The 19499-nt window shown below is 69.2% G+C and carries 9 protein-coding genes; all 9 read right to left on the bottom strand.

Features of this window, described 5'->3' with window-relative positions; all coding sequences use genetic code 11:
• Positions 1-172 precede the first annotated feature (172 nt).
• Complete coding sequence (locus tag HHX41_RS26170; protein ID WP_182908111.1) at positions 173-1105, bottom strand: HNH endonuclease; 933 nt, start codon at positions 1103-1105, stop codon at positions 173-175.
• A gap of 71 nt (positions 1106-1176) precedes the next feature.
• Complete coding sequence (locus HHX41_RS26165; protein WP_182908110.1) at positions 1177-2154, bottom strand: hypothetical protein; 978 nt, start codon at positions 2152-2154, stop codon at positions 1177-1179.
• Positions 2151-4589: an AAA family ATPase gene (locus HHX41_RS26160; RefSeq protein ID WP_182908109.1), complete on the bottom strand. Its 2439-nt coding sequence runs from the start codon at positions 4587-4589 to the stop codon at positions 2151-2153. Before HHX41_RS26160 ends, HHX41_RS26165 begins: the two co-directional genes overlap by 4 nt.
• A complete protein-coding gene (locus HHX41_RS26155; RefSeq protein WP_182908108.1) occupies positions 4589-5743 on the bottom strand; it encodes an exonuclease SbcCD subunit D in 1155 nt (384 codons plus the stop codon). The genes HHX41_RS26160 and HHX41_RS26155 overlap by 1 nt, the downstream gene beginning before the upstream one ends.
• An 11-nt stretch (positions 5744-5754) precedes the next feature.
• Entirely contained in the window at positions 5755-7533 is a 1779-nt protein-coding gene (locus tag HHX41_RS26150) for an ATP-binding protein (protein WP_310742176.1), read from the bottom strand.
• A 195-nt stretch (positions 7534-7728) separates the two neighbouring features.
• Positions 7729-9708 (bottom strand): N-6 DNA methylase, encoded by a 1980-nt coding sequence (locus tag HHX41_RS26145; RefSeq protein WP_182908107.1) that lies wholly within the window; start codon positions 9706-9708, stop codon positions 7729-7731.
• 3 nt (positions 9709-9711) lie between these two features.
• A complete protein-coding gene (locus HHX41_RS26140; RefSeq protein ID WP_220504424.1) occupies positions 9712-10605 on the bottom strand; it encodes a serine/threonine-protein kinase in 894 nt (297 codons plus the stop codon).
• The gene (locus HHX41_RS26135; RefSeq protein WP_182908106.1) at positions 10602-12788 is read right to left on the bottom strand and encodes a UvrD-helicase domain-containing protein; all 2187 of its coding nucleotides are present in this window, start codon (positions 12786-12788) and stop codon (positions 10602-10604) included. The genes HHX41_RS26140 and HHX41_RS26135 overlap by 4 nt, the downstream gene beginning before the upstream one ends.
• Before the next feature lie 100 nt (positions 12789-12888).
• Complete coding sequence (locus HHX41_RS26130) at positions 12889-19395, bottom strand: DEAD/DEAH box helicase (RefSeq protein WP_182908105.1); 6507 nt, start codon at positions 19393-19395, stop codon at positions 12889-12891.
• Positions 19396-19499: the final 104 nt, after the last annotated feature.

Genomic DNA, 19499 nt, shown 5'->3' with positions numbered 1-19499 from the left:
GAGGGATTTGTCACCCTGGCGCGCCAGCTCGACCGCGCGGCGCCGGAACTCTGGAGGGTGTGGTGCGGGCATGAGGGACATCCTTCCTGATGATCAAGGGTGACCTCAGGCGAGGTGTCCGGAGAACGGGGGGAAGCTCAGTCCAGATGTCAAGCACTGAGAACCAACGCAGTCAAGAGGCGAGGAAGACCTCGCTGAGGTGCCAGTCAAGGGCTGTTGGATCGGGACGGTCGCGTCGATGGTCGGGAACCGCGATCACAGTTCCCGCGCGCTGGTAGAACTCCTCGCCATTACCGAACTCCTCGCGCAGCCGAGGGCTGACCCGCAACTTGTATTTTGGATCGACGGACAGGTAGCCCCGGTCGAACAGAGTGTGCACATCAGAACGAAGAAGCAGCCCATTATCCAGGCGGTGCTCGCCGCCAGCAGAGATCGGGCGGATGTGGGCCGCTTGTAGCACAGGGCGGATCTTGTCCCCAGTGACAGCACAGCGCCTGTGGTAGGCATTGAGGACAACCGCTTGAAAGGCCTGCTGGCCAAGACGTTGCGGGATCAGGCGCGGGTCGCCGTAGACAGGACCTTCACGACGCCACGGCTGCGACAGGTCGATGTTCATCCGTCCGTCCCCGAGCAGGCGACCGACCAGATCATGGAAGTATTCGGCGCGTGGGTGAATGGCCAGATCGTAACCCTTGCCCTGGACGATGTTGGAGGCGAAGTCCGGGGGTTCGGCAGCGGGCTGTTCGAAGAAGCGGGTGTCACGGATCAACACGCAGCCGATGACCGGGTCCTCGTCGGGGGCGATCGGTCGGCGCCGGTAGCGGCTGATCCGCTGCCTCATCTGGGCCAGACCAGTGGCTCCGTTGGCCTCTCCGAAAATCTCCCACGCTTCCGAGAGCCGCAACAGCTCGAAGCTGCTGAAGAAGCCACCGCCGACCACTCGGTTGTGCGGGTGGTGGGTCTTGAAGAAGAAGGGCTCCCCCGGCGTTAGCGCACGGAATCGCGTGCCCCCGGAAGGACGCCAGAAATTTGCCTCCGTCAGGATTGGACGCTCGGCAAGGAACCGATACCACTCGCCGTCAGTAACCCCGACATATGCCTTCACGAGAAAATTGTGCAGCCTGATGATCAGGTTGACTAGAGCTCACCCGTGTACCTGGGCGTACAAAGACTGGCTCAGCGACTGGCAGCAGTACGGAGGGAGCGATACAGCAGACGGGCGTCGCCCAACCGGTGCCGTAGAAGCTTTTCCAGCCCACCGATCGGGATGAGGTTCTGCGGGGCGCGGGGATCCTTGTAGTCCACTCCAGCGAGGGACGGCAGAGCGAGCGTGACCGCGTCGGCGAGTTCGGTGACCGTCTCCACGCCCAGGTCGGCGCCGGCCTCACAGCGGACGATCCCCGCCCAGGGCATGGCGGACCGAACGGGCAGACGCAGATACCAGGTGTGACGGCGCCACGTCGTGCCCATCAGGAAGATCGGCGTGCGTTGTCCGGGTCGCAGGGCGGAGACGACGGCCGCCTGGGGCGCGGGCAGGTAGGCAGTGTGGTGCGTCTTGACGTATCCGACGGTCCGCGGCAGATGCGTGCGCCCGCGCAGCGGCCCATCGACAAGGAGCAGGTCGGTGTGCCCCACTTCGGCGCGGTGGCGGACCGCCAGTTCAACCTCCAGTCGCGTGACCTGTCGCTGGAGGGCGAGAGACAATTCCTCCATCGAGGCGTCCGCGGCGGCCCGGGCCCGGTAGGTGGCCGCGGCGGTCTTGACGTCCGCGGCGTACGGCGAGGCGCTGAACAGAGACCTGCTCACCTCCACGGCGGCCAGGGTCGCCGACGCGCCGTCGCCGAACGCACACCGGACGATACCGGCGGCGTATGACGCCGCGATGCCGGGTGAGGGCATCCCTCCATCCAGATCATGAATCCAGACCCGCGCGTCTATCCGGCGGACGCCGTCGGCGATCAACAGGACGTCGGGACGCCCTGCGCTCGCGCCGGGCGTGATCGGCCGCCAGCCGACCGCCGGCGTCTCGACATCCAGATGCAGCTCTGCACTCGTCGTGTCCAGTTCGGCAAGCGCCTCGGCAGCCAGGGCGGCCGCGTACCCGGGATCCCAGGCATCGACAGTGAAGCCCGCCTGACCGATCGCGACGCTCATCGCTCCGCCTTACTCAGGTGCGATCCCTTCGCATCCCGCGTGATCTCGAAACGCACCGGCACCCGGTCGGCGAGCGCGGGCACGTGGGTAACCACCCCGACCATCCGCTCCTGGTCGGAAGCCAGGCGTTCGAGTGTCGTCGCCACCGTGTCCAGTGTGGCGGGGTCGAGCGTGCCGAATCCCTCGTCCAGGAAGATGGAGTCCAGACTACGGGCGGCGGCCGCGGCCAGCCCCGCCACCTGGCTCGACAAGGCCAGCGCCAGGGCGAGCGCCGCCTGGAAGGTCTCTCCTCCGGACAATGTACGGACACCGCGCCGCATCCCCGCCTCGGCGTAGTCGACCACCTCGATATCGCCCTTGTCCCCCAGCGCCAGCTCGTACTGGCCGCCGGATAGCTCCCGCAGCGTGTTGGAGGCGGCGGCCACGAGCAGTTCGAGTGCCTCGGAGCACAGCCACGCCTCGAACATGTTGGCCCGCAGGAGCAAGGCCAGCTCGTGCGCGACGTGCGCCTCTTTCTCCTTCGTCCTGGCCTGCTCGTCCAGCTCCCGGGCGTGTCGGCGGTTGTCTCTGATCCGCTCCAGCAGGCCGTTCGCCTGCGCTATGGCGGTGGCTACGGCCTCGCCGATGAGATCGGGGGCCGCGTCGGTGGCGACCGCCACATCACGGTCGGACAGACGGGTGATGAGCGCAACGCGTTCCTGGTCACACAGGCGTTCGGCATCGGTGATTAGACGTTCGTGCGCGTCCGATGCCGCTCGTTCTTGCGTCACCGCCTCGTCCCGCCACGCCAGCAGGGTGGTCCAGGCCTTGTGCAGGTCGCCACGATCCAGCCGCGGGGCGCCCAGAGCCACCACGGTGTCCCTGGCAGCCTCCAGATCTCGCTCGCCCTGCTCGCCCTTGCCCCGCAGTTCGTCGAATCGCCGTCTCGCCTGACTGAGACGAATGCGGATGTCCCGCGCCTCCTTCCGCGCCTGGTCGAGACGGAGCTCCGCCGTGCGCACCGTGGCCAGCCGGTTCTGGATATCGGATCGGTCCACGACGGGACGCTCCAGCCCGGAGACCACCTCACGCAGTTCAGAGGCCCTTTCGGCCAGATGCGCGGCCCGGATCTCCGCCTGCTGGTGCCGTCTGCGCGCCTGCTCCGCCTCCCTGCCGCACTCACTGACCGTGCGCTCGGCATCGGCCAGATCGGCCGACGCTGTATGCCGGGGCAGTTCGACGACGGGGCGCAAGCAGGTGGGGCACGGTTCGCCTACAAGCAGCCGGCGTGCCAGCTCGGCGCCGGCGTGGATGTCCCGCAGTCGGTCACGCTCGTGTTCCGCCTCGGTCAGGGCCGCCTCGGCCCGGTCCCTGATCGCCGCGAGCGGCTCCAGCCCGGCCTCGGCCCCCGCTACCGTGGCCTCGGCGGTCTCCAGCTCCGCGAGAGTCTGTTCGTACGTGTCGAGCGCCGCCAGTTCCGCGGTCAGCTGGGCGAGATCGTCCTGTACGGCCAGGGCCTCCTCTGCCCGCCGCTCCTCGTCCTCCGCCTCGGTCTCCTGGGCCGTGAGGTCCTCGATCTTTCCAGTCGCTTCGCGAATCGCGTCGGCGAGGGTAGGCACGTAGGCGGGCATCATCAGCGCGGTCAAAGCGGCGAGCCGCTGCTCCAACACCACCCGTTCGTCGTGGAGCCGACGCACCTCCTGGTCGCGCGCGCGTAGGGCGCCCAGGTCGGTCCTGACCTGGGCGGCGAGGTCGCCGAGCAGGCGAACGCGATCGGCCGCCGCACGCTCGGCCGCCTCGTCCGCGTCGGCAAACTTGGTCATCTGGTGCCGGGCGAACTCGGCGGCCTGCTTGGCAGCGGCCTCCTCCTGCACCGCTCGCTCGCGGATGTCCTCGTACACCTGCGCGTCCAGAAGCTGCATCAGAAGATCCTGCCGAGCCCGGCGGGGGGCGTGGAGGAACTCGGCGAACTTTCCTTGCGGGAGCACCACGCACTGGGTGAAAAACTTGTACTGCAGGCCAGTGATGCGCTGGACCGCGTTGGTGACCTCCTCCCCCTCGGCAACGGGCCGGACGACGGCTGCCAGCAGTTCGTCCAGCTCAGCGGTGGCGAGGACCCCGGAATCGAGCTCGTCGAGCCTGGCCTCCTTGGTGTGCACCTTGCCCTTGGCATCACGCCGGAGCGCGCGAACCACCCCGTGACGACGGCCGCCGGTCTCGAAGACCAGCGCAACCTTTCCCACAAGGGCCGAGGGGGCCAGCGCAGAGCCGATAGCCCTCTCGTCGTTCCACCGGGGGACCGTGCCGTACAGCGCGAAGCAGATCGCGTCGATGACGGTACTCTTGCCCGCCCCGGTGGGGCCGACCAGGGCGAAGTAGTCCACGTCGGAGAAGTCGACGGTGACCGGCTCGCGGAAGCTGCCGAAGTTGTCCATGTGGAGCCGCAGGGGGCGCATCAGCTCGTCACCTCGTCGTGAAGCCGGTCGAACAGCGCGGCGACCTCGTCGTCATGTCTGTTGGTGGCCGCCAGATAGTCGCGGAACAACTGCCCGGGACCCCGGGCAGTCCTCGCGTCCACGGGATCGCGACGCCGAGCGTGCACCGGGCGGAACCGCTCATCGATATCGATGTCGATGGCGTTGGGGAGAATCTCCCTGACCGTCTCGGCGAGTCCAGGCCGTGGTTGCTCCTCCACGACCACGCGGAGCCAAGCGTCACCTACGTCGCCTGCTGTGGCCTCCAGTTTCTCGAGGGTTCCGCGTACCGTGGCCAGTGTTCGCGCGGACCGTACGGTTACCTCGCCGACGAGTGCCGGGCGGCCGGGCTCCACGGTGACCAGCAGCGCTCCAGGGGTGTTGCCCTCCTCCCCGAAGTCGACCGCCATGGGCGAACCGCTGTACCAGATCGGGCAGGCTCCGGGCATTTGCTGCCGCCGATGCAGATGGCCCAGCGCGGCGTACTGAGTGGAGGCGGGGAAGGCGGTGGCCTCGAAATAGTACGAGAAAATGGACTGCGCCTCCCGTTCGCCTCCGCCGAACCTGCCGCCGGGAAGAGTGCCGTGCGTCGTGACGAGGTTGACGGTGTCGCCGGCGAAGCCTGTGGTCAGGGCCCCGATCAACTGCGCGATGCGGTCCGCGTAGTCGCGGTTGTGCTCGGCGGAGGTGCCGGACAGCACCTCCGCGGCGCGGACAACGTAGCGATGGGACAGGAACGGCAGTACGGCCAACCGCACCGACTCGCCGGTGCGTGCTGTGAGCTCAAGCGTGCCCCCCTGATCCGGCCGGCGGAACGTCCCGACGATGTGGATCCCGAGTTCGCCGAGCACAGGGCGGTACACCTCGAACAGGTGAGGGTTGTCGTGGTTGCCGGCGAGGACCACAACCTGGCGCCCGTCCTCCCGCAGTTGCAGCAGCGTGGGCATGACCAGCGACTGCGCCTCGGGGGTGGGTGCGGAGGTATCGAAGACGTCACCGGCCACGATGACGGCGTCCACGTCCTCCCGGTCGGCGATCGCCACCAGTTCCCGCAGTACGCTTCGGTGCTCGTCGATCCGGGAGCGGCCCTTCAGGACCTTGCCGACGTGCCAGTCGGCGGTGTGCAGGATTTTCATCCCGGGCTCCTTCAGAACGGGGGGATGTCGTCGTCGGCCCCGGGAAGACCGGCGAAGGGATCGGAGACCGCCCCGCGAGCGGCGGGGGCGGGAGCCGCCTCCGAAGGGCGTGTCGCCCAAGCGGGAAACGGGAAGGTGACCGCGAGCGGCACGGGGATCTCGGGCTGGGCCACGAACATCGTGCCCGGACGCGCGATTGTCGCGCGCTCCCGGAGAACGGTCGGCATCCAGCCGTACTCCGGCCGTGTGGCCTCGGCGGCGTCGAGCCGACCGGCCACCCGAACGGCGCAGTTGGCGACGACACGCCGCTCGACCTCCGAGGCCGTTTGCTGAGCGCCGATGAGGATCACACCGAGGGACCGGCCGCGTTCGGCAACGTCCAGGATGATCTCCTTGATCGGTGAGTCGCCATCGCGTGGCGCGTACTTGTTCAACTCATCGAGCACGACGAACAGCAGCGGACGTGCGGTGCCTGAGTTCTCCTTGCGCGCGAACTCCCCGCGCAGGACGACACCGACGACGAACCGCTGGGCGCGCTCGGACAGGTTGTGCAGGTCCACGATCGAGATCTGGGCATCCGACGTGCTGATCGAATGCCTTGCGCCGGCGGGGAGGTCACCACGGATGATCGGCGACAGCGTGCGGACCCCGCTACGGAGCCGCCGAAGGAAGGCGTTGACCGTACCCAGCGGCACCTGAGCCCCCGCCCAGCCGGCACGTGTGGCGTCCCCGGTGAGCTGGTCGTCGAGGTAGTCGACCAGGTCTCCGAAGGTCCGGCACACCACCGGGGCCTGGTCCGGAGCGGTGACAGTGACCGCTCCCCCGTCCCCCGCCGGCGCCGCCCAGGAGCGCAGCCGCGCCCCCACTTGGCCGACGAGCAGGGAGTACTGCGCGCGCTCGTCGTCGGCGTCGGCGAACACGAACCGCAGCAGTTCCTCGGCGCAGAACTCGGCGAGCGTCCAGTAGAAGGCACTCACATCCGTTGTGCGGGCGGAAACGTGCGGGACCCCGTTCGGGTCGCCAGGACGCGGCGGCGCGAACACGTGAACACTGTCGAACGGCCGCGCCGGCAGGCCGAGCTGACCGTAGACCTGGGCGGCGGAGGTGTCGAGCCGGGCATTGGGGCGATCGAGGAACAGCAGGTCCTCACCCTTCACGGAGAAGATCAGCGCCTTGGTATTGGCCGCCTCCGCCTCCAGGACCCCAGAATTGAAGATCGAGTAGATGAGGAACGTGGCGAACGACGTCTTCGTCGCCACCCCCGACACTCCCGAGATAGATACGTGTGCGCCGCGTGTGCCATCAAGGAAGTCGAAGTTGACGTAGAGCGGGCGGCCGTCACGTCCGAGACCGACAGGGACCCGCCGCTCCATCACGTCGAAGTAGAGCGCCCGGTCCCGGTCCCCGGCCTCGGCACGATGGACGAGGGAGCCCGGCAGCGGCGGCACGAAGACCTCGGGCTCCACTCGCGTCACCCGAACCTCCGCGCATTCGGCCACGGCGGCCGGCAGCGCTCCGTCGGCGATGAGAAAGACATCGGAGTCGTAGCTGGCGCCCTCGTGCCGGGCCTCGACGGCCGTCACGACCCCCGCCATCAGCACGGGCCCATGCCCCGGCACCTCCCGACGGGTGACGACGACGTCATCGAGTTGAACGACCCGCCCAGGTTCGAGTCCGATCCAGAACGACAGCGGTGACGCCGCCTGAGTACCGAGGACTCGCCCGACCGCGTCCGGAAAGACCGCCAGTTCGCCCGGCGACGCGAGGAGAGGCGCTCCGTCTTCTACCACTGCGCCCTCCTGCCAAGGCGTTCACGTGGCCTCCACGCGGAGAGTAACCACACGGGAAGCACCTCCATGCTGCTTATCGTCATCTGGGGTCCCGAGCTTTCGGGCTATAAGTGGCACGACAGGTTCGGTGACTCACCGAACCGCGAGGCACCAATGTAGTACATGTGAATCGAGCTAACAAGCAAGAGTGCGACATTAGCTCGACAAAGCGCCGCCGCTTAGGCCGCCCAAGCCAAGGCGCACTAACCGCGCGCCCTGTTCGCCCACTTGAGCTACTTCGTTCTCAAGCAGTTCCAGCTTCTGGAAGGCATTCCCGAGCCTGCGTTGCTCTTCAAGGGGGAGCCGGGGAATCTCAACCCTCCGGATGTCGGCCCGCGAGGGCTCGCCACGCTCTGCCGCCTGCTCTCCCGCGATCCGCAGGAACCCCGCCAAGCAGACCGGGTCTACCCGGTCGGGATCCACTCGCAGGAGAAGGAGCCCGCTACCCAGTACGGCCCCGCCCTCACGCACCACCCTCGCTGCGAACTTCCGCCCGCCAGCCGGGAAGACCACGTCACCAGGCTCGACGATGACCATACCGGCGGTGACGGATGTGCGCCCACTCGGCGCTCTGCCCGCGATGACGTCCTCCAGGGTCAGCAACGGAATTCTCCCGGGGACGGATGCCGTCCTGTGCGCCTCATGAAGGCCGATCGCCCCGGCTTTGGCCTGCTCGGCGAGCGTGGTCCTGGGCAGGTCTCGGTCTTCGCCGGCGGTGATCGCGCGCAGATCCCCGAGTACCCGCTGGAGCGCAGCCACAGCAGAGGCGACGGCGTCGAGCGACGTCATGAATTCCTGCGCAGCACCTCCCGACGACGGAACCGCGACATGGCGGACGGGTGTCAGATCCACGTCCTCGTCCAGCAGGCGGATGAGGGGCACGGCGCCGTTCTCCTCGTCGGGAGGGCCGACCATCCTGTCGGAGAGACTTCCCGAGACACTGGAGGAGCGAAATCCCCGCCACCGTTCTGTGACCGTCTGGCGAAGCCTCGCCCAGGGCAACTCGGTGACGTCCATCATCAGGATTCGCGACGGGACAGGGTCTCCGGCGGCGGGTCTGCGCAGCACCCACAGGTGGGGGGAGCCGAGAGTGTGCGGAGCCGCACCGGCGGGGAGTGCCACCACGGCGCGCAGGGCTCCGCTGCGCAGCAGTTGCGCCCGGATCCGACGGCCGGAGCGGCGGCCCGCGGCGGCCGCCGGCATCAGGATGGCGATGTGCCCACCAGGTTTGACGTGGAACAGAGCGTGCTGGACCCACGCCAGCTCGGGCTCTCCTCGCGGTGGTAGACCGTACTGCCAGCGGATATCCCCGGCAAGCTCCTCGAACCCCCAGCTACGCTCACCGAAAGGCGGGCTGCAGACAGCCGCGTCGGCCTCAAGGAAGCCGAACCGATCCGCGCGCAGGGAATCGCCGTCGCGCACGACTGCTTCGTGGCCGTGTAGCAGGAGCCGTACGGCAGTCATACGCGCCGCAGTCGCGTTCCGTTCCTGACCGAACAGTCCGGTGGCGCCTGCGGACGCGGCGGACAGCAGCAGACTTCCCCTCCCGCAGGCGGGGTCGAGGACGGTTCCACCCTGCGGTACCAGTAGGTCCGCCATAAGGCCGGCAACCTCTGCCGGCAGGGTGGGGACTCTTTTGGAGGAAGCCTCGAGATAGCGAGCGTGGATGAGATCGAAGGCTTCTGCGGGGCCCCGCTGCTCCGCCAGTTCGGCGACGTCGCGCAGCAGGGAGAGGTCGAACGTCGTCTCCGGCATCTCCGGGAGATCGGTGGCGGTGAACTCCGCGGAGGAGATTCGCCCCTCCATCCGGCGAGCCAGCTGCTCCCATCGCTCCTTCGACCTGTCGAGGAAGAGCAGGAACGCCCCGATGTGTCCGGCAGCCTCGGCGAGCCGGCTGTGCTCGACACCCGCCCGCAGTTGCTGCCAGACCCGCTCGAAGAGCGGCACCTCGGCAAGCTTGCCCCGGCGCCGAAGCCACTCCTCCACGTCCTCCAGCGAGAACAACGGACTGGTGGACGTCCCGCCGACGGGGGCCGGGAAGTCGTCGAACCGGCGGCGCCAGTTGCTGACAGCGGCACGTCCGACCCCTGCCAGCTGCGCGATGTCGGCCACTGCGACCGTGGCGGGGTCAGGCATGGATTAGCCCAAACTCGCGATCACTGTCGAGTACATGTGAACAGGATCGGTCGACAGGTCCTGGGCGACCCAGCCGGGAAGCGGAGGGAGGTCGCACACCCACGGCAGGAGGCTCCGGTATACCTCGGTCGCGTCAGAGGGACGGTGAGCCGGGTCCTTGATGAGCAGCCGGTGCGTAAGCTCCTCCAACTCCGCGGGCACACCCGCCATCGGCGGTGGGTCCTCCTCCTTGCTGCGGACGATTTCCCGTAGCAGGTCACGGGACTCGAACGGCCGCGTGCCGGTGAGCAGCTCGTACAGCACGCAGCCGATGGTGTAGAGGTCACTTGCCCGGCTGGCGTTCTCCCCTTCGACGAGCTCGGGTGCCATATAGCGAGCGGTCCCCGGAACCTGCCCGCTCTGGGTGATCCGGGAGAACTCGCTCGCGCCGAGCGAGGCAGCCACGCCGAAGTCAATGACCTTCACCGCCCCGTCCCGGCACAGCAACAGGTTCTCCGGCTTGACGTCGCGGTGGAGCAGCCCGGCCTCGTGTGCTGCGGCCAGTACGGCGCACACCTGAGCGCAGACGAAGGCCGCCCACGATACGGGCAGGCTGCCCACCTCGTCCTTGAGCTTGCCGACAGACTCGCCCCGCAGCGCCTCCATGACCATATACAGGTCGCCGTCGTCGCCGAAGTCGTAGACGACCGGAACGCCCGGGTGGCGGAGCCGTGCGGTAATCCTGGCCTCACGGTTGAAGCGCCGCCGTGCCTCCTTCTCGGAGGCGAGGTCGGCGGAGTTGATCAGCTTGATCGCGACCGGCCGGTTGAGCCGCAGGTCGGTGCCCTCCCACACCTCGCCCATGCCACCCCGCCCGATGGGCGAGGTGATCCGGTAACGGTCGGCGATGGTCCTCACGGCAGGAACCTGCTCTTGGTGCCGTGCCAGCTGATCACGACGCTGTCCCGCGCCCGGGTGGCGGCCACGAAAAGCAGCGACCGGGCACGCTGCAACTCCCGGCGGCAGCGCAGGGGATCGTCCTTCTCGAACGCGAGAACCCGTTGCGCGGGCAACAGGCCCTCCGCGACACCGGCGAGGATCATGCGCTGATACTCCAGCCCCTTGAATCGGTGCATAGTCCCCACATGGACGGGCGCCTCGACGAGCTTCGGCCCGTCGGGACCGATGGATGCCGCCATGATGCCGGCCTTGCCGAGCCGGTTCTCGACCTCGGCCACCATCCACCGCTCGGGCACACAGACCGCGATCGAGCCCTCTCCCCACTCCCTGACCTGCTCGACAATTCCGTCGAGCTCGGCCCCCCAGGTGGCGTACGGCGTGAGCACCGGGTCGGGGCCTCGCAGCACGGATCGGTAGCCGGTGAGGTCGTCGGTGCCGTCGTCGAGGTCGTCCCACTCCTCCTCGCCGAGCAGGCGACAGGCGGTCCCGAGTATCTCGTGGGTGGTGCGGTAGCTGAGGGTCAGCTTCGACGACCGGCCCCGGATGTTGATGCCCAGGCTGCCCAGTGAGACCTGGTTGGCGTAGATCCGCTGATGGGTGTCGCCGGCGATGAAAAGGTCGTCGGGCCCTTCGGGCACCATCGCGCGCAGCATCCGCCAATGCGCCGCGCCGAGGTCCTGCGCCTCGTCCACGACGATGTGCCGATAGGGGTGCTTGTACCAGATGCCGGATTCGTGCTGCAGCTTCGCCGAGCTGACCTGGTTGGCCTGGTAGGTCGCGATGGCCTTGGCCCGCTCGATCGCCAGTCCCGCGGCCCGCTCGGCGACCTGTCGGTACGTCCAGAGCTTCTTGTCGTCCAGGCGCATCACGTAGCGCTCGACAAGTTTCCAGATCTCCGCTCGGTCCTGTCGGCTGATCGCGCGACCCCGCCCGGCCCGGCGGGCGCGGAAGTACTCGGCCCGGGTCGCGACGCCCTGCCCGAGGATCACCTGCGACCATTCGGCGTGCAAGAACTCGGGGTCCCACTTCTGCTCCCCCAGCTCGTCGAGGAGCTCCTGCCACTGGATGACGGCTTTGGTGTCGTCGATCCACTGCCGCCCGGTGCCGGTCTGAGTCGGGGCGACGAGGTCGCTGGCCAGCTTGTCGATGTTGACAATCTCGACCCGCTTGACGACCTCCTGCCCTGCGAGGTCGAGTAGCCGCCGCCGCAGGTCGGCGGCGAGGTTCTTGTTGAACGTCGTCAGCAGCACGTCCTTGCCCTCGCCCGGGCCGAGCCGCTCGACCAGATGCTTGACCCGGTGCAGCGCCACGATCGTCTTGCCGGTGCCGGGGCCGCCGGTGACGCGGGCGGGGCCGCTGTAGACGCGATCCACGATCTTCTGCTGGGTGGGGTGCAGGAAGACCTTCCAGCGTCCGAAGTCGCCGTCCTCCAGCACCTCCTGCAGGGCGGTGTCCTCGGTGGTCACGACCGTGGCGGGACGGGCGAGCGCCGCCTGGTAGTCGTCGGTGTCGACCGTCTCCTCCACCGCGACCGGCGCGGTGATCTGGTCCATCACCTCGTCGACCGTCTTACCGTCGTACAGCGCGAGCAGCACCTCACCGGTGAGCTGCGGCGCGTAGGTGGTCAGGCCGAGCAGTTCGTCCTCAGTGGTGATCTTCGCGATCAGGGGAAGCAGCGGCTCCGCCACACCCAGGCCGAGCAGGGTCTCGGCCGAGATCTTGGCGAAGAGCGGCTCCGGCGGATTCTCCTCGGCGGGAGGCATGGCCACCGGGGTCGGCGCGGGCTCGGTGGCGACCTTCCCCCCGATCGTCAGCAGGTCGAGGAACTCGATGCCACCCGTCACCGGATTGACCTGGTAGGCGAACTTGTCCAGGTTGTCGTAGACCTCCTGGCGCGGTTTGACCGCGACCAGGATGTAGTCGCCGCCGCCCGCGTGCAGCAGTAGCGCCCGGTAGTCCAGGTTCACCCGTGCCGAATACAGCCGCGGATGCCCCTTGAGCTGCTTGAACCGCAGACCGGGGCTCTCCGGGTCCTGGCGGAACTTGTGCTGGAAGTCGTAGATGGCTCCCTTGACCGCCCGCGGCAGCTTGAGGATCTCCTTGTCAGCCTTGTCGAGGAGCCGTAACGTCACCGTGTTCACGCGACCTCCTTCACCGGTGCGCTGCCGCCGTACCGGTTGCTCCGCCCACTCACCGGGCCTCCGCTGTATTTCCGGGTCGAGTCCGCCTCGCCTTGCACACTCACCGTCCGCTCACCCCGAGACGCTCGGCCAGTTCTTCTGATGTCCAGCCCTCCGCGATCCGCACGTCCCAGCCCTCCTGGGCGTAGGCGGCGTCGCGTCTGCGCGCCTCGTCGTCGTCTCCGGAGAGCATGACCGCCAGCTTGGCCTGCGGCCAGGCCAGCTCGGCCTGCCAGGCCTGCTCGCCGAGCTCGTAGCCCGCCTCGGGGGCGGGCACTCCCAGCTCGGTGAGGGCGTGCGCCAGGCGCGCCAGCGCGGCGTCCTCGGGGTCAAGGAGGTCGAGCACCTCCTCCCAGTCCTGCGGGACGACATCCTCCGCCGTCTCGTCGGTCACCTCGGTCTTGTCGGACGGAGGCCGTCCCGACTCGCCTTCCTCGTCCGGTGGGCGCGGGACGAACGGCGTGTCGTCGGACAGACCCTCGGCGAGGTCCGCGTCGAGCGGGAGCCTGCTGAGCGCCGTGAGGAGACCCTCGCCACCCGCTGCGGCGAGCAGACCCGGATCGAACAGATCCAGCTCGCTGAGGGCGAGCTGGCCTCCGTCGCCCGCACCGGCGTCGAGGAACTGCAGGAGGTTGCCCCAGTAGAGCCAGCCCGCCCAGTGGCGCCGGTGCGCCTCGTCGTCAGCGAGGATCGTCTCGTTGCGGTCGTCGATCACGGTGAACGCGCTCCACGCTCCGGTGCGACCATCCAGGACGACCGTGAGCCGGCAGCCGTCCAGGTCGTCTGTGGAACAGACCCTGATAGGGCCTGCCGCGCCGGGCGGGAGGTCCTCGCCGCGCAACGATGCCGCCACCCGCTCCGCCACCCCATCTGGGTCGCAGATGCTCATGCCGTTGAGTTTGCGGACCGTGCCCGCAACCACCGCCTCGGCGCGGTGCAGCCACAGCCGCCGGTCGGGCTCACGAAGGTAGGCCACCAGCGTCTCGACCGGGTTGGTCCACATCGTGTGCACCAGCTCGACGGGCTCGCGGTGCGGTTCCGAGCGCCCGTAGAACCCTCGGGCCTGTTCCTGCGCGATGCCCTCGTACGGCTTGCGCAGCGGCTCGATCGACTGATCGGGGGCGAACCCGCGTCCCTCCCACTCGTCGAGGTTCTCCCAGGTGAGCTGGAAGACGAGCCGGCCATGAGCACGCAGCCGGGCCCGTTTGTCCGCATCATCGGCCAGGCGGTTGATCTCCGCCGTCGCGTGGTAGGCGTAGCCGTCGAGGTAGACGGCCACTTCCTGCGGTTCGTCGTCCACCAGCCGGAACAGCACGTCGGGCCGGGTGCCCTTGATGGTGTTCTGCAGGGTCATCCGCCAGTGCCGGATCACGCCGCCGGGGCCCTCGATGCGCAGGTCGGCGGTCTTCCTGCCGTTGACGATCTCGCCGCGGGCGAGCACGGCACGCGTGTCGGACCGGCGGGCCCACGCCTCCAGGCCGTCCAGGAAGCGTGCCTCCAGCTCGCTTTCGACCTGGTCCCACAGGGAGATGTCGGCCGTGGTCGTGACCGGGGCGACCTCCCACTTCTCCAGCAGCTCGCGGAGCATCTCCAGAGCGTCGGCCCGGCTGACCTTGTCGTACATGCTGCCGGGGACGTGGGAGAGCAGGCAGCGGTGACAGGCCTTCTTCTGGCGCTCCTCCTTGCAGCGGCACTCGTCCACGATCTTGTACGCGGCGGCGAGCACCTCGTGGAAACCCTCGGGCGAGGAGAGCCGGTGCAGGTAGCCGGTGCCGCCGGGCAGGGTGTCGTGCAGCACGAGGAAGCGCCGTTCCCGGCCCGTGGCCGGGTCGGGCATGGTGGCGGTGACGATGTCGAGATGGTCGGGGTCGCCGCCGTACCGCGCCGCCACCCCGGCCATCAGCGCCGCCTGGAATGAGGCGGAGCGCTGCTCGACCATCAGCGTGGCGACCGGGAGCAGGATGCGCAGCGCCTCGGTGTGCAGTTCGTGGGCGAGGATGAGCTTGACGTGCTCGGTGTCGCGAGCGGACCGCCGGAACGGGCACCACGGCCGGTGGTGGCTGCGCGACCGGTCGAACGACGAGGTGGCGACCAGCCCGTCGGACTCGTTGGAGGATGGCGGGCCGTCCACGGTCGTCCCGCCGCAGGACGGGCAGGCGTGGAAGGGGTTGAGCCGGACCTGCTCGCCCGCGAACCGGTCGCCGGCCGGGCGGTCGTAGCGGGCGGTGCCCAGGTTGAAGCGGCGGATCACGGCCTGCCGGGTGAAGTCGACGCCGAAGACGGCCGTAGCGTGCCGCCAGGAGGCTCCCGGCGCGATGTCGGCCGGGTCGACGTCGACCGCGACGGCGGTCTCGTAGTAGCGCCGCTGCCTGTCGTCGCTGTCGTCGCGGATCTGCACGTCGTCGCGACGGTCATGGGCGGTGACGCGGGTGGGCCGCAGCACCTTGTGCAGCGAGCCGAGCTCACCGATCTGCCGACTGTCGCAGCGCGGGCACGGCGAGGTGTCCTCGGCCGCCCGGAAGGTCCGCACATGGCCGCAGCCGGGGCAGACCCGCCATTCCTCCCAGGCCGGGCGGGACGAGGTGCCGATGTCCAGGCCGCTGATCCGGTGCTGGTAGCCGCGCATGTAGAAGGAGTTGCCGGGGGCCAACTCGGTGAGGGCCAGCCTGGCAGGACGTTTGTACTCACGGACCTCGCTGTGATACCGCCTGCCGCCCGGGACCTCCTCGTCCCAGGTGATCGTCGCCTCCAGCGTGGTGGCGGCGTCGATGAGGGAGTAGTTGGGCAGCAGTCCGAGCTCGACCAACGCGCCCTGGGCGTTCTGCCCGCCGATCTCGCTGACCAGCCGCGCCACTGCCCGGCGCTCGGCCGCGAGCGACCGCTTGATCGCCTGCTGGCTCGGATCGGACTCCACCAGCGTCTCGGACGCCGTGTCGATGACCTTCAGCCGCTCGCGCAGGTCGTCCAGGCGCCGGTTCCACACCCGTTCGGCTTCCTCCACGGTCTCCTTCAGCCCGCCCGTGGCGAAGCCGCGCAGCTCCGTGGCCGCCGCCTCGCTCACCGCTTCACCGAACAGCTCCAGGAAACCTTCCGCGAGCGTCGCGCCGGACGCCAGCGCGGCGATGGTGAAGCCGGCGAGCCAGCCGGTCTCCCCGAACAGCGCCGACGCCCGCCGCGGCAGCGCCCGTACGCCGGAGAGCCGGTCGCGTGCGCACAGGTCGACCAGGTGGGCGACATACTGCCGACGCAGGATCTCCACGGCCGACAGATAGCTGCCGGGCGGGACGATCTCGCCGGCGATCATGTCGCGCGGCTCTTCAAGGAAGTACAGGTCGCGCGGGGACCGGCCCACCATCGTGACCAGGAACGCGTTCCCGGTGCGGCGACCGGCCCGGCCGACCCGCTGCACGTAGTTGGCCGGCCCCGGCGGCAGCGAGGCGAGGATGACCGCCGACAGCTCGCCGATGTCGATGCCCAGCTCCAGCGTGGGCGTGCAGGACAGCACGTTGGGGTCGCTGTAGCGGGTGCCCTGACGGAAGCGGTCCTCGGTCTGCTCGCGCTGGCGGCGGGTGAGCGCGCCGGTGTGCTCGGCGGTGACGACCCGGAAGACGCCCTCGCCCCGATAGAGACGGCGGTAGTAGTCGCTCCGGTGGTCGCGGCTGCCGCGGTCGGTCAGGGAGCCGCCGCAGCGATAGCGGGGGCACGGCTGGCCGTACCAGTCGTCGACGAGGTGGGGCGGGAGCGTCTGCTGCCAGGCACATCGGTCGCAGCCGATGCCGGCGTCGTCGACGTGCTCGTCTTCGAGCAGGTGCACCTGGATGTGGCCGGGCTGCAGGCCGTACACGCCGGTGGCGCCGTCGTCGGCGGTGCGCTTGGCGACGACGCCCTCGGAGGCCAGCAGGGGAAGCAGCCGGGACAGGTACTCGCCGGCCTGGCCCCGGGTCAGGCCGAGGCAACGGGTGGCCCAGTCCTGCGACCAGCCCTGGTCGGCGTCGACCCGGTCGAACTCCGACTTCCTCTTCATCCGGTCGAGCAGGAACGTCGGCGCGCTGACCCCGCGCGGAAACGCGGGCATGCCGTCGGGGCGGCGTCCCCAGATGGCGTTGTAGCGGCTGGTGCCAGCGTTGCCGATCCACCTGTCCAGCCACGCGTGCTTGACCGCGCCCCGGTAGCGGAGCCGTTCCAGCAGGCCGCGTACGAAGACGAGGTAGCGGTCGCCGGCCTGCAGCTCGACCATGCCGGAGGTCGCGGTGTGCGCGTCACGCGCCAGCGCGGCGATCCTCACCGGGTCGGCGAGCACGACCTCGGCCGCGGCCGTCCGGGTGAGCTCCAGCGTGCGGCCGTTCCGGGAGCGCAGGCCGAGCTCCATCACGGCGGCGAACGCCAGCCGCTCCCCGATGAGGTTCCAGGCGTCGGAGCCACCCTCGGTCTCCTCGGCGAGGATCGCGTCGATCTCCGGGCGGTCGTGCAGGTCGGGCGGGACGACCGCGGGCAGCACTCCCGCCTCGCTGGCCGCCGCCGCGAGGTCGCCAATGAGGTCGTTGAGCAGGATCGGCGCCTCGGGGTCCAGCCGCGAAGCGAGCAGCCGGCGCAGGGAGAAGGCGTATGAGCGGTTGGCGACGAACCCGGCCCGGTGCGCGGCGTCCTGCACCGAGTCGTTGAACAGCAGCGTCTTGCGCTGCTCCGGCTCCAACTGGCCTCCGGCGAACAACTGCGTGATCGCCACCGACGCCAGCGAGGCCAGTCCTGAACCGAGGAAGCGGATGCCCTCGTCCATGTCGCACGCCGGGCAGCGGTCCTGCTCGGCGGCGTAGAGCGCCTCCGGGGTGGTGCGCAGGTCCGTCAGCACGAAGACGATGTCGCCCTCGCCATAGGTGTCGCGCGCCGGGTCGTACGGCCGGACCCGCTCCCCGTCGAGAACGGCGAGGTTCCGTACGGCCGCCTCCACCTCGCGTTCGGTCGCCTGGATCAGCGGCCGGACCCGCTTCTTCTCCGCGCCGACGTTCGCCCGGTAGATCCGCTCCGGCGTGGTGATCAGTTGGTCCGGGTCACGCTCGGGCGAGAACGCGGCCCAGCCGGAACGGCCACAGTGGCGGCAGTAGACGGCCGGGAGCAGGGTCTTGCCGAGCACGCTGAACGTGGAGTCGGCGTCTACCACGGGCAGCTCGCCGATCCAGGCGAAGGCCGGGGTGTGGTGCGCGAGACGGAGCAGCCGTGAGACCGCGCGCACCCACATGTGCGTCTCGACCAGCAAAAACGGCCGTCTCGGCCGCTTGCCGAGGTCTTCGGTGTCCTCCGGGTCGCGGGCGGTCGACAGCAGCGCGACGAACCGGGCGAGCGCGGTCGCGGCCCGGGCGGGGTTCTCGCGGATGGCGGCGCCCCAGTTGTACGCGCCGCGCCGCGGCAGCAGGTCGAGCATCTCGTCGAAGGTGCGCGGCTCGCCGCCGAGCACGTCGAGCACGGCCTGCGTGAGGATGTGATGCCGGAGCACCTTCCCCAATTCCTGGGCGCCGAGCCCGGTCCGCCCGGTGACGGCGGCGGCGAGCTCGTCCATCGCCGTCGGATCGCGCATCGGGTCGCCGCAGGCGATCAGATCCTCGGGGCCGGGCAGCGGGAGCGTGACGTCGATGTCGCCGATGAACTCCTCGACCGTGAGCCGGTCCTCGCCGACCACGGACTTCTCGGGGAACGGCATGCCGAAGACCTGCTCGGCCACCTCGCTGATGCTTCGCCCGCCGCCCTCCTGACCCGTGTTCTCCCCGAGGGTGGCGGAGGTGGCGACCGGGCAGATGTCGCCGAGCGGCCGGCCGGGCTGTGCGTGCCCGGTCGCGGCGGCCAGCCGGCGCAGCAGCATGGCAACGTCGGTGCCCTGCGCGCCGTCGTAGGTGTGGAACTCGTCGACCACCACGTACGCGATCTCGGCGTCCTGCCACAGCGGCAGGTCGTCGGGCCGCTGGAGCAGCAGGTCGAGCATCTTGTAGTTGGTGATGAGCACGTCCGGCGGGTTGCGCCGGATCTCCGACCGCTGCGTCATCACTTTCTTGAAGCTGTCCCCGGGGGTGTCGCCGATGTACAGGGCGGCCGTCACGTCGTTCAACTTCGGCTGTTCGAGGTATCCGCTGATGCGGTACGCCTGGTCGGTGGCCAGGGCATTCATCGGGTAGAGCAGGACGGCCTTGACGCCGCCCTTCCCCTTGGCCCGCTCCCGGCGGCAGTGGTCGAGCACGGGGATGAGGAACGACTCGGTCTTGCCCGAGCCGGTGCCCGTCGTGATCAGCGTCGGCTCGGCCTTCTTGCCGTGAGTGCTGAGCCGTTTGAACGCCTCCGCCTGGTGCCGGTACGGCGAGAAGCCCTCCGGTGCCCACTCCAGCGTAGTGCGCCAGCCGTCCTTGGCGGTCCGGAACGGCGTACGGATGCGCAGGTACGGCCCGCGGAAGATGCCCTGCTCGGGATGCTCCAGGAACCGCTTCAGGGCCTGGCGGACGGGTGGGTCGGCCAGCGCGAAGGTGGTGGTGAGGTACTGCGTCAGGCTCTGCCGCAACTCGTCCGCGGCCAGCGTCGGCCTCACCGGTCCTCCTCATGCACTCGTACGGCCCGCCTGCACTTGAACCCGCTCCTCACCCGCACTCCCGTTCGACCAGCCTCAGGCATGCTAACTTTCGGTGACGATAT

The sequence above is a fragment of the Microbispora sp. H13382 genome (assembly GCF_014161445.1).
Lineage (GTDB): Bacteria > Actinomycetota > Actinomycetes > Streptosporangiales > Streptosporangiaceae > Microbispora.
This window is presented reverse-complemented; position numbering and strand designations above follow the sequence as displayed.